This is a genomic window from Arthrobacter gengyunqii (assembly GCF_023022985.1).
GTDB lineage: Bacteria > Actinomycetota > Actinomycetes > Actinomycetales > Micrococcaceae > Arthrobacter_B > Arthrobacter_B gengyunqii.
On sequence record NZ_CP095461.1, the window covers coordinates 539,129 to 550,943 of the forward strand.

An 11,815-nucleotide genomic window follows, 5' to 3' on the forward strand; every position below is an offset into this window, starting at 1 on the left:
TTTGCTGGAGACAATTTTTAGTGCACCAGGAGCGAGCATGTACGCAGGGATAGTGAAGTCGGCCAAAGCGGCCTGGATTACGCTGCTGCTGAGCCTTGCGGTCGTCATTGGCCTCTTTGCTTTGCCGGCGCAGGAGAACGAGGCGTCCACAGTCGGAGGCCTCAGTGACAAATACCAAACCACGCAGGTCAACGAACTCCTCGAAGAGTTTCCCGACGCCCAGACATCCACCGCACTGATCGTGGTGTCCCGGGAGGACGGCGGCGAACTGACCGACGCTGATCAGGCTTTGATTTCAGACATTAATGCCGCTGCCACGGAGCTGGGGGCCGTTGGCCCTCCTCCGCAGGTTCCGCCGATCGTGTCGGAAAACAACCTGGTGGGTCTGGTTCCGGTCACCCTGAAAGCGGCCGCGGACGACGGCGATGCCGTTGCGGCCGAGGTGGAAAGCCTCCGCGGAAGCATTTCGGATGCTGCCCCCGAAGGCATCAAGGCGGAACTGACCGGCGGGGCGGCGTTCACTGCTGACCTGGCCGGTGTTTTTTCCGGAGCAAACTTCATTCTGCTGACGGTGACGGCCGGCGTCGTTGCGCTGCTGCTGCTCATCACCTACCGTTCACCGTGGCTTTGGCTGGTTCCCCTGGCCGTGGTGGCCACCATCGAACAGGCTGCGCTGAAGGTGGTGGACCTGCTGGCGCCGGTAGTGGGAATCGACGTTGATCCGTCCGCAGTGGGCATCACCAGCGTGCTGGTCTTTGGTGCTGCCACCAACTACGCTCTGCTGCTGATCGCCCGGTACCGCGAAGAACTGCGCATCCACGAGTCCAAGTACCAGGCCATGGGCAAAGCGCTCACCCGCACCCGGGAAGCGATTATCGCTTCCGGCGGCACGGTTATCCTGGCCCTGCTCGTGCTGCTCTTTACCGATACCCTGAGCTACCGCGGCCTGGGCTTCTCCGCGGCCACCGGCATTGTGCTGGCCATCCTCAGTGCCCTGTTCATCCTGCCCGCAGCCCTGGTGCTGCTCGGCCGGAAGCTCTTCTGGCCGTTCGTGCCCAAGGTCGGCGACGCAGCCCGCGAAGGCAAATTCTGGGGGAAGCTCGGAGAGGCCACGGCGCGTGCCCCCAAGCGCATTGCCGGCACCGCCGTCGTCGTCCTGCTGGCGGCCGGCGCACTCCTGTTCAACGTCCAGATCGGCCTCAGCGAGAACGAACAGTTCACCGAGAAGCCGCAGGCCGTCACCGCAGCCGAAACCCTTGCCGAAGGCTTCCCCGCCGGCTCCACCTCGCCGGTTATTGTCCTGGTGAACTCCGATTCCGCGGACGCCGCGGCGGAAGAACTTGCCGCTGTTGAAGGCGTCTCCAGCGCCGACGTGGTCTCCGAAAACAACGGCGTGAGCCGCATCGACGTTGTCGATCAGTATGAGCCCGGCACTGCCGAGGCCAACTCCTTCATTGAAGATCTGCGCAACGATCTGGCGGAAACCCCTGAATATGAAGCACTGGTGGGCGGTGAAGCCGCCGAACGCGTGGACCAGCTGTCAGCAAACCAGCATGACCTGACCCTGGTGGTCACCTCGGTGATCATCCTCGTGTTCCTCGTTCTGTTCGTCCTGCTGCGCAGCCTCGTGGCCCCGGTGCTGCTGGTCGCATCGGTTCTCCTCACGTTCGTCGCAAGCACCGGCATCAGCTGGTTCCTGTTCGTGAACGTGCTCGGCTTCCCGGCACTGGACACGCTGACGCTGCTGTACTCGTTCATCTTCCTCGTGGCCCTGGGCGTGGACTACAACATCTTCCTGACCACCCGGGCCCGTGAAAACGCCATGACCATGGGCACCAAGCAGGGGATGCTCAGCGCGCTGCGCTCCACCGGCGGTGTGATCACGAGTGCCGGCATCCTGCTCGCCGCAGTGTTCGCTGTGCTGGGTGTACTGCCGCTGGTCACCCTGACCCAGGTGGGCATCACCGTGGCGATCGGCGTCCTGCTGGACACCCTGGTGGTGCGGACGGTCATCGTTCCGGCGCTGACCTTCATCCTGGGCGACAAGTTCTGGTGGCCGTCCAACCCTGCCGCACAGGGCGGCACCGGCGGCCGGCACGAGGCCCCGGCGTCCAGCGACGATTCGGGATCGGATTCACTTGCCGCTCCCGCCGGCGCTCACCGGGCCTCCACCCGCTGACGGTTCACCCATAAGAAACAGAAAAGTGCCTGTCCGGATTATCCGGACAGGCACTTTCTGCTTGAAGTCGGTCGTAAGCGTCTAGGCTTTCGTCGAAGCCTGGCTGTCCGCCGTGCGGGGACGGGGCTTGCTGAACACGGCGATGACCGACGCCAGCAGGCTCAGCGCGAACAGCACCCACCGCGCAATGGTCAGGATGCTGGCCAGGGCAGCATCGCCGCTGGTCAGGGTGTCCGACCCCAGCGCTGCGTCGATGGCGACGTTTTCCCACAGGTCCACAATGACAAACAGGATCGGGGCAGCCCACAGGATCCAGCGCTTGACCCGGCCCCGGGCATTAAGCCCGATGATCAGCAGCCAGGTAAAGCCGAAGATCAGCGGGAAGATGGTTCCGGCGGTCTTGTGCACATAGCTGAGCTGGCCGAGTGCATCGGCGTCCATGACCGAGCGAAGGTCCGCCAGGTACTCCATGCTGTAACCGCCCACCAGCGAGTCGGGCATGGCCATCCCGTTGGAGATCTGCGTCATCTGATTCAGCACCATCAGGTGCAGGTAGAAGAACATGAACAAAGTCGTGGCGACAGCCGCGATCAGGATCAGGTTGGCGTTGGACTTGGCCTGCTGCTCGGAGCGCGGCGTGGTGGTGTTCGCTGAATGCGGCGGCGTGACGGCATTGTCGCCATGCTTAGCGGCCCGCTGTGCCGGAGTTTTTCCCATGCCTACAGAGTATCGCCGCTGCAGCGGGCGGCCCGGAAACCATCCTTTGGTTCCGGGATGCCGCCCGATAGGCTGGCCGAATGAGTGCTCACGCGACAAACGACGACTTCATCCTTGCGGCAGACCTGGTGCGCGAAGCCGGTGCCCTGGCCCTGCGCATGCGCCGGGAAGGTCTGACCGCCACAGCCAAGACAACGGTGTCCGACGTCGTCACCGCCGCGGACCACGCCGCGGAAAAGCTGGTAGTGGAACGCATCCGCAAGCTGCGCCCCCATGACGGAATCGTGGGGGAGGAGGGGGCCAGCGTCACCGGCACGTCGGGGAGGTCGTGGGTGATCGACCCTGTGGACGGGACCTACAACTTCTTCGCCGGATCCACCTACTGGTGCTCCGCGATTGCACTGAAGGCGGACGAGCCGGAATCGCTGGACGGGGACCCCAACGTTCTGCTCGGAGCCATCTTCCAGCCGCAGGAGGACCGGCTGTGGGTCGGCGGCGAGGGGCATCCCGCAACCCTGAACGGGGTGCCGGTTCCGCAGCTTGAAGACGCGCCGCTGGACCGGCTCAGCGCTGGAACGTACCTGCATCCCACCTGGCTGCTCCGAGCCGAGGTGGCCGGTCCCTGGACTGCTGCGGCCTCCCGCGCCGCCACCATCCGGATGCTCGGGTCGGGTTCCTGCGACCTCGGTGGCGTGGCCTCCGGCCGGCTGGGAACCTGGTTCCAGCACAGCTGTCCCGAATGGGACTGGCTGCCGGGCAAGGCCATTGTCCGGGCTGCAGGCGGAACGACGGCGGTCACCGAAGTGAACGGCTTTCGCTGGCACATTGCCGGCACGGTGTCGGCTGTGCGGGAAATCCAAACCGCGCTCCTGCGGGCCTGAACGGGCGCAGGTCCTCCTGCGGGAAATCCCCGGAAGAATGACCGCCGCCGGAGTGGTCGGTGCCAGCGCCTAGACTTAAGAACACCATGGACTATCTTTTTGATCCGTACTTTTCAGCCGCCAAGAGCGAAGCCGGCAAGCCCGGCTCCGCTGCCGCGGATTCCGCACCAGACGGTTCGCTTTCGAAGGAATCCGCTGCTGACAGTGCCGCGCAGAACGGGCAGGGCGCCGGCATCGAACGCCCGCACACGCCGTCGCGCGTTGATGAAAAGCGGGCAGCGGACCTGCTGCAGGGCCTGAATCCGCAGCAGGAAGAAGCAGTGAAGCATGCCGGCTCACCGCTGCTGATCGTGGCCGGAGCGGGATCGGGCAAAACCCGGGTGCTCAGCCACCGGATTGCTTATTTGATGGCCACGGGACGGTCCAACCCCGGCCAGATCCTGGCGATTACGTTCACCAACAAGGCCGCGGCGGAAATGCGCGAGCGCATCGAAACGCTGGTGGGCGGCGTCGCCAAGACCATGTGGATTTCCACGTTCCACTCCTCCTGCGTGCGCATCCTGCGCCGGGAGGCCAAGTCCGTGGGCATGAACTCCAATTTCTCCATCTATGACTCCGCGGATTCACTGCGCCTAATCACGCTGGTGGCCAAGGGCCTGGACCTGGACCCCAAGCGATTCACGCCCAAAATGATCATGCACAAGATCTCCGCCCTGAAGAATGAACTGATCGACGACGAGTCCTTTGCCGCCTCGGCCAACTACTCCGATCCGTTTGAGCAGGCAGTCGCTGACGTCTACAAGGGCTACACGGAGCGCATGCGGTCGGCCAACGCCATGGACTTTGACGATCTGATCGCCCAGACGGTCTACATGTTCCGTGCGTTCCCCGGCGTGGCCGAGTATTACCGCCGGCGGTTCCGCCACATCCTCGTGGACGAGTACCAGGACACCAACCATGCGCAGTATGCGCTGGTGCGGGAGTTGGTGGGTGTGCCCGGTGAACACAACACGGTGGACATCCCGCCGGCCGAGCTCACCGTGGTCGGTGACTCGGACCAGTCCATTTACGCGTTCCGCGGAGCCGATGTGCGCAACATTGTCGACTTCGAGAAGGACTATCCAACAGCGCGCACCATCCTGCTGGAACAGAACTACCGGTCCACGCAGACCATCCTGAACGCGGCCAACGCCGTCATCTCCCGCAACCCGAACCGGCCGGAAAAGCGCCTGTGGACGGCCGAGGGCAACGGCGAGAAAATTATTGGCTACGTCGGCGAAAACGAACACGAAGAAGCCCGGTTCATTGCCGAGGAAATTGACCGGCTGCAGGATGAAGAGGGTCTGCGCCCGGGCGACGTCGCGGTGTTCTACCGGACCAACGCCCAGTCCCGCTCCCTCGAAGACGTCCTGGTCCGCGTGGGGCTGCCCTACAAGGTGGTCGGCGGCACCCGGTTCTACGAGCGCAAGGAAATCAAGGACGCGCTGGCCTACCTGCGCGTGCTGGTGAACTCCGACGACGTCGTGAACCTGCGCCGGATCCTGAACGAGCCCAAGCGCGGCATCGGTGACCGGGCCGAATACTCGGTGGCAGCGCTGGCCGAACGGGAGCGGATTTCCTTCATGGCCGCGCTCCGGCGTGCGGGGGAAGCCCCGGGGCTGGCCACCCGGTCGCTGAATGCGGTCAACGGGTTCGTCAAGCTCATCGATGACCTGTCCGAGGTGGCGTCCGGGTCCGGTGCTGCAGCGGCGCTGGAAGCGGTGCTGGAACAAACCGGTTATCTCGCCCAACTGCGGTCCTCCGCTGATCCGCAGGACGAATCGCGGGTGGAAAACCTGGCTGAACTGGTGGCCGTGGTCCGGGAGTATGAAAAGGACAATCCCGAGGGGTCGCTGGGGGAGTTCCTGGAACAGGTCTCCCTGGTGGCGGACGCCGACTCCATCCCCGACGCGCCGGAAGGCTCGGCCGAGGAAGTGGCGGCCGCCGTCGAAGAGTCCCGCCGCCAGGGCGTGGTGACCCTGATGACGCTGCACACCGCCAAGGGGCTGGAATTCCCGGTGGTCTTCCTCACCGGCATGGAGCAGGGGCTTTTCCCGCATCAGCGTTCCGCCACCGACCCTGCGGAGCTGGCCGAAGAGCGGCGGCTGGCCTATGTGGGGCTCACCCGCGCCCGGAAGCGCCTCTACATTACGCGTTCTGAAGTGCGCAGCATGTGGGGGCAGAGCCAGTACAACCCCGCCAGCCAGTTTGTCGGGGAGATCCCCGGGGAACTGATCCAGTGGAAGCGCGAAGGGATGGAACGGCCCGCCTGGGGCGGGAGCTCCGGAGCCGGGTCCAGCCGGTACGGCGGCTCGCACTGGGGTGCCGGGTCCGCGTCGGGCTCCGGCACCGGCGGCAACATCTCCGCTGCTCCCGTTGCCAAGGCCATTGGGCGGGTGCAGCCGCAGAAGGAAGTCATTTCAGTGGCGCCGGGGGACAAAGTCAACCACACGTCCTTCGGGCACGGCACAGTGCTCGCGGTGGAAGGCTCCGGCGACAAGACAGTCGCCAAGGTGAAGTTCGACGTCGGCGAGAAGCGCCTGCTGCTGAGGTACGCGCCGTTGACAAAGGAGTCCTAGAGAAAAGTAATCTGCGCCTCATACTCCACCGCAGCGGATTTCTACAAACCATAGAAGTGTGCGCTTAATCACTAAAGCGGTAGTCTATGGACGGCATTGAGCGCTTAGCGACTAAAGTTCCAGAGAGGCAGACCGGCTACATGCATCTGCTTCTGCGATCATTTGATCGAATGTAAACCTACTTCGACGTAGAAGGACACTAGCCCGTGGACCTGTTTGAATATCAGGCGCGCGATCTTTTTGAGGCGCACGGTGTACCCGTGCTTGCCGGAATCGTGGCGCACACTCCTGAAGAAGCAAAAGCTGCAGCCGAGAAGATTGGCGGCGTAGTTGTCGTCAAAGCACAGGTCAAGGTCGGTGGCCGAGGCAAGGCCGGCGGCGTCAAGGTCGCCAAGACCGCTGACGAGGCGTTCCAGTACGCCTCCGACATCCTCGGCATGGACATCAAGGGCCATACCGTCAACACCGTGATGATCGCCCAGGGCGCTGACATTGCCGAGGAGTTCTACTTCTCCGTTCTTCTGGACCGTGCCAACCGCAACTACCTGGCCATGTGCTCGGTGGAAGGTGGCATGGAAATTGAGGTCCTCGCCGTAGAGCGCCCCGACGCCCTGGCTCGCGTTGCCGTTGACCCCGCCGTGGGCATCGACCAGGCCAAGGCCGAAGAGATCGTCGACACCGCCGGCTTCGCGCCGGAACTGCGCGAAGGCGTCGTCAACGCGATCCTCAAGCTGTGGGATGTCTTCGTCAAGGAAGACGCCACCCTGGTGGAGGTCAACCCGCTGGTCCGCACCGGCGCCGGTGACATCGTTGCCCTCGACGGCAAGGTTTCCCTGGATGAAAACGCAGACTTCCGCCAGCCCGGCCACGCCGCGCTGGAAGACAAGGACGCTGCTGATCCGCTCGAGGCCAAGGCCAAGGCCAACGACCTCAACTACGTCAAGCTTGACGGCCAGGTTGGCATCATCGGCAACGGCGCCGGTCTGGTCATGTCCACGCTCGACGTCGTCGCCTACGCAGGCGAGAAGCACGGCAACGTGAAGCCGGCCAACTTCCTGGACATCGGCGGCGGAGCTTCCGCATCCGTCATGGCCGCCGGCCTGGACGTCATCCTGAACGACGAGCAGGTCAAGTCCGTGTTCGTGAACGTCTTCGGCGGCATCACCGCCTGTGACGCCGTCGCCAACGGCATCGTCAAGGCCCTGGAAATCCTGGGCGACGAAGCCAACAAGCCGTTGGTCGTCCGTCTGGACGGCAACAACGTCGAAGAAGGCCGCCGCATCCTCGCCGAAGCCAACCACCCGCTGGTCACGCTGGCCACCACCATGGACGAAGGCGCCGACAAGGCTGCCGAGCTCGCTTACGCCGCTCGCTGATCCAGAGCCTGTCGAACCTTTAGAAAGAGAATCCCCTTATGTCTATCTTTTTGAACAAGGACTCCAAGGTCATCGTTCAGGGCATCACCGGCGGCGAAGGAACCAAACACACCGCCCTGATGCTCAAGGCCGGAACCCAGGTTGTCGGCGGCGTTAACGCCCGCAAGGCCGGTACCACGGTCACCCACGGCGACGTGGAACTGCCCGTTTTCGGCACCGTCACCGAAGCCATGGACAAGACCAACGCCGACGTCTCCATCGTCTTCGTGCCGCCGGCCTTCACCAAGGACGCCGTCATGGAAGCGATCGACGCCGGCATCGGCCTCGTCGTCGTCATCACCGAAGGTGTCCCCGTGCAGGATTCCGCCGAGTTCTGGGCCCACGCCCAGTCCAAGGTGGATGCCGACGGCAACCAGGTCACCCGCATCATCGGCCCGAACTGCCCCGGCATCATCACTCCGGGCGAAGCATTGGTTGGCATCACCCCCAACAACATCACCTCCAAGGGTCCGATCGGTCTGGTCTCCAAGTCCGGCACCCTGACCTACCAGATGATGTACGAACTGCGGGACCTGGGCTTCTCGACCGCCATCGGCATCGGCGGCGACCCGGTCATCGGTACCACCCACATCGACGCCCTGGCGGCGTTCGAAGCGGATCCCGAGACTAAGGCCATCGTGATGATCGGCGAAATCGGCGGCGACGCCGAAGAGCGCGCTGCCGAGTTCATCAAGGCCAACGTCACCAAGCCCGTCGTGGGCTACGTGGCAGGCTTCACCGCACCCGAAGGCAAGACCATGGGCCATGCAGGCGCCATCGTCTCCGGTTCCGCAGGAACCGCACAGGCCAAGAAGGAAGCTCTTGAAGCCGCTGGCGTGAAGGTCGGCAAGACGCCGTCCGAGACCGCCACCCTGCTGCGCGAAGTTTACGCAGCGCTCTAACACGCACGCATCAGCCCCCGTCCGCCGGAGTACTTCCGGCGGGCGGGGGTTTTTGTGCGCTTGGCTATATCCAGAAAGAACGTGATGTCCACAACTCTTACCCCCGCCTCCTCCGCACGGCAGGGCCGAAACCGCCACCGCGGCGTGCTGGGGCGTGCCTCCTGGATTGCCACCCTCGGTGGCTTCCTGTTCGGCTATGACACCGGTGTCATCAACGGGGCGCTGCCCTTCATGACGGAGGATCTGGGCCTGACCCCGTTCACGGAAGGCCTGATTACTTCAAGCCTCCTTTTCGGAGCAGCCTTCGGGGCCCTTGCCGCCGGCCAGCTCGCTGACCGGTTCGGCCGCCGCCGGTTGCTGACGGTGTTGGCCGTAGTCTTCCTCGCAGGTGCCCTCGGTACAGCGGCTGCCCCCACGGTGGGTCTGATGGTGGTGGCGCGCGTGGTGCTGGGCCTGGCCGTGGGCGGCGCATCCGCCGTCGTGCCCATGTTCCTGTCCGAAATTGCTCCCGCTGACCGCCGCGGACAAATGGTGACGCGGGATCAGCTGATGATCGTCACCGGGCAGCTGGCCGCCTTCACCGTCAACGCGGGCATCGGCAATGCATGGGGCGGGGAAACACACGTCTGGCGGTGGATGCTGGCCGTGGCCTCGCTGCCGGCGATCGCCCTGTGGATTGGCATGAAGTTTGTGCCGGAAAGCCCGCGCTGGCTCGCAGCGCAGGGACGCTACCCGCAGATGATGGCGGTGCTGCAGAAAATCCGCAGCACTGAAGCCGCGCAGGCCGAGTACGACGGCGTCCGCGCCCTGGCCGCCGGGGAGGACACCCGCCGTGGTTCCTTTAAGGACTTCGCCGAACCCTGGCTGTTCCGGGTGCTGCTGATCGGCATGGGCATGTCCGTGGTCCAGCAGATCACCGGAGTGAACGCGATCGTGTATTACGGCACGCAGATCCTTGCCGACGCCGGATTCGGCACCGAAGCCGCGCTCACCGCCAACATCGCCAACGGTGTCGTCTCGGTGGCCGCAGCGATCCTGGGCATCTGGCTGCTGGGCAAGGTCGGGCGCCGTCCCATGCTGATCACGGGCCTGATCGGCACCTCCACGACGCTGCTGCTCATCGGCGCTGCGTCCCTCACGATGCCCGAGGGGACAGCCCGCGGCTTCGTGGTGCTGTCCCTGACAGTGCTGTTCCTGGCTTTTCAGCAAGGCTCCATTTCTCCGGTCACCTGGCTGATGATTGCCGAAATCTTCCCGCTGCGGGTCCGGGGGCTGGGCATGGGGTTGTCCGTTTTCGTGCAGTGGATGACGAACTTCGCCGTCGGCTTCTCCTTCCCCATGCTGATGGCCGGACTGGGAATATCCAACACCTTCTTCATTTTCGTGGCGCTGGGCATCTGCGCGATTCTGTTCGTGAAGCGCTTCATGCCGGAAACCCGGGGCCGAAGCCTGGAACAGGTGGAAGCACAGCTGCGCGGCATGTCCCCCGGGGAGCGGCGCCGCTAGCCCCGGGGGACATTCTTGGCCGGGCGGCTAGGGAACCACCGGGTAAGCGGCTACCGTCGGCACCGTGACAGATGCCGTGAAGCTGGTCAGGGCCGTCGCCTTCGGCAGCGCGTAGACGGACGTTGCCGGCGTCACCTGGAGCACCAGGCGGCTTGCCGCCGTCGCCGTGTAGGAAACCTCTTCCAGCGGAACGGTTACCGTGTGTTCCCTGCCGTCCAGGACCAGGGGAACCGGCGTGACCTGGTTGCCCAGCACCAGCGACGCCCGGGCTCTGTCGATGATCTGCGCGTACACATGCGTGCTGCCCTGGGGTGAGTATCCGCGGTAGGTTAAGGTCAGCTGCGGGGCGCCAAAGACCGACGTCGTCACCGCCGGCGCGGTGATCGGCACGTTGACGGCTGACGGTGCCACTGCAGCAGCAACAACCGCGCCGCTGACGGCGACCGGCGTGAGCAGCAGGGAGCCCTTGCCGGAGCCGGCCAGGCTCCCGGTGGCTGCCGGATAGTCCGGAGCTGCGCGGGTTACCCCGAGCTGGTCAATGAACTCGAATGCCGCTCCGGTATCCACCGGCGCATCTTGAAGATGCTTGCCGAACCAGTTCAGCACCGCAGGGGTGATGCGGTCCGGTCCGGCCGTGGAGTTGCACAGACCGTGCCCGCCGCAGAACTGCAGCATCTTGGTGGGTGTTCCGGTGCTGCTGATCAGTTCATAGTTGCGGGTGGCTTCGGAGAGCGTAAACAGGGTGTCAGCGGTGCCCTGGATGATCAGGGTGGGTGCCGTGATGGACGTAAACATCTCGTCCGGGGTGAGCGACGCGAAATACGCCACGGATTCGGCGCTGAGCCGGTTCGGATAGGTCAGGCCCTCCTTGCAGGCTTTGCGCACCGGCGCGGACAGCGCGCCCTGGTTTCCAACGAGCGAGCCCAGCTGGCCCAGCGCGGTGCCTTCGGCGCAGAGCAGGGCACCCCAGCCCGTCTTGAAGGAGCCTTCCTTGTACAGGCTGGTGGTCAGGTCATTCCAGGCGATAGTGGGGGCTATGGCGTCTACCCGCGGATCCTGGGAAGCCAGGACAAACTGGATGCCGCCGCCGTAGGAAGCACCTGCCATGCCAAGCACTGGATCCCCCGGGGCATCCAGTCGGGCCTCGGGCTGGGCCGCGATGTAATCCACGATGGCCTGGGCGTCCCGGCCCTCGTACTGCGGGTTGTTGATGTAGGCCTCGCCGCCGCTGAGGCCGAAGCCGCGCGGGTCCCAGGTCACCACGTTGTATCCGGCATCGCGCAGGGGAGCGATGCCGATGGAACCGATGAGGGTGCTGGTGGAAGTGACAGGGAGGCGTCCGCCGGGAAGCCCGAACCCTGGCCCAACCATTACGGTGGGCGCCTGCTGCCCGGCGGCAAGACCTGCGGCCGGAAAGAAGTTGGTGTGAATGGGAGTGCCATCAAAACTCGTGATGACGACGTCGGTGCGGACAGCGGGTGCGGCTGCTTGAACCGGTGCCGCCCAGACGGCGGGAGCTGCTGCCAGGGATGAGCCCAGCAGTGCTGCTGCTGCGGCCAGAATGCCAAGATGCTTCCTCATAGGGACCTCATTGTCT

8 protein-coding genes are annotated in these 11,815 nt (G+C 64.5%); 6 read left to right on the forward strand and 2 right to left on the reverse strand.

Annotated features, from left to right (window positions below):
* Positions 1–37 precede the first annotated feature (37 nt).
* Positions 38–2,179 carry an MMPL family transporter gene (locus tag MUG94_RS02580; RefSeq protein WP_227909018.1) on the forward strand — a complete coding sequence of 714 codons (2,142 nt, stop codon included), beginning with the start codon at positions 38–40 and terminating at the stop codon, positions 2,177–2,179.
* Between the two features lie 81 nt (positions 2,180–2,260).
* Here the strand turns inward: MUG94_RS02580 and MUG94_RS02585 are convergent, their stop codons facing one another.
* Positions 2,261–2,896 (reverse strand): hypothetical protein, encoded by a 636-nt coding sequence (locus MUG94_RS02585; RefSeq protein ID WP_227892620.1) that lies wholly within the window; start codon positions 2,894–2,896, stop codon positions 2,261–2,263.
* An 80-nt stretch (positions 2,897–2,976) separates the two neighbouring features.
* Between MUG94_RS02585 and MUG94_RS02590 the strand changes: the two genes are divergently transcribed.
* From MUG94_RS02590 to MUG94_RS02610, 5 genes are all read left to right on the forward strand, one after another.
* Positions 2,977–3,777 (forward strand): inositol monophosphatase family protein, encoded by an 801-nt coding sequence (locus tag MUG94_RS02590; protein WP_227892621.1) that lies wholly within the window; start codon positions 2,977–2,979, stop codon positions 3,775–3,777.
* An 86-nt stretch (positions 3,778–3,863) separates the two neighbouring features.
* A complete protein-coding gene (gene pcrA, locus MUG94_RS02595) occupies positions 3,864–6,395 on the forward strand; it encodes a DNA helicase PcrA (RefSeq protein ID WP_227909017.1) in 2,532 nt (843 codons plus the stop codon).
* Between the two features lie 206 nt (positions 6,396–6,601).
* Positions 6,602–7,771 carry an ADP-forming succinate--CoA ligase subunit beta gene (sucC, locus tag MUG94_RS02600; protein WP_227892623.1) on the forward strand — a complete coding sequence of 390 codons (1,170 nt, stop codon included), beginning with the start codon at positions 6,602–6,604 and terminating at the stop codon, positions 7,769–7,771.
* A 38-nt stretch (positions 7,772–7,809) separates the two neighbouring features.
* On the forward strand, positions 7,810–8,712 hold the full coding sequence (gene sucD, locus MUG94_RS02605; RefSeq protein WP_104056130.1) for a succinate--CoA ligase subunit alpha: 903 nt from the start codon (positions 7,810–7,812) through the stop codon (positions 8,710–8,712).
* Positions 8,713–8,796: 84 nt separating this feature from the next.
* On the forward strand, positions 8,797–10,218 hold the full coding sequence (locus MUG94_RS02610; RefSeq protein WP_227909016.1) for a sugar porter family MFS transporter: 1,422 nt from the start codon (positions 8,797–8,799) through the stop codon (positions 10,216–10,218).
* Between the two features lie 27 nt (positions 10,219–10,245).
* On the opposite strand, the gene MUG94_RS02615 is transcribed toward MUG94_RS02610, so the two are convergent.
* The gene (locus tag MUG94_RS02615) at positions 10,246–11,799 is read right to left on the reverse strand and encodes an alpha/beta hydrolase (protein ID WP_227909015.1); all 1,554 of its coding nucleotides are present in this window, start codon (positions 11,797–11,799) and stop codon (positions 10,246–10,248) included.
* Positions 11,800–11,815: the final 16 nt, after the last annotated feature.

Coding starts and splice junctions, on each gene's coding strand:
- MUG94_RS02615 (WP_227909015.1), bottom strand. CDS start 11,799: ATGAGGAAGCATCTTGGCATTCTGGCCGCAGCAGCAGCACTGCTGGGC.
- MUG94_RS02590 (WP_227892621.1), top strand. CDS start 2,977: ATGAGTGCTCACGCGACAAACGACGACTTCATCCTTGCGGCAGACCTG.
- MUG94_RS02610 (WP_227909016.1), top strand. CDS start 8,797: ATGTCCACAACTCTTACCCCCGCCTCCTCCGCACGGCAGGGCCGAAAC.
- MUG94_RS02585 (WP_227892620.1), bottom strand. CDS start 2,896: ATGGGAAAAACTCCGGCACAGCGGGCCGCTAAGCATGGCGACAATGCC.
- pcrA (WP_227909017.1), top strand. CDS start 3,864: ATGGACTATCTTTTTGATCCGTACTTTTCAGCCGCCAAGAGCGAAGCC.
- MUG94_RS02580 (WP_227909018.1), top strand. CDS start 38: ATGTACGCAGGGATAGTGAAGTCGGCCAAAGCGGCCTGGATTACGCTG.
- sucD (WP_104056130.1), top strand. CDS start 7,810: ATGTCTATCTTTTTGAACAAGGACTCCAAGGTCATCGTTCAGGGCATC.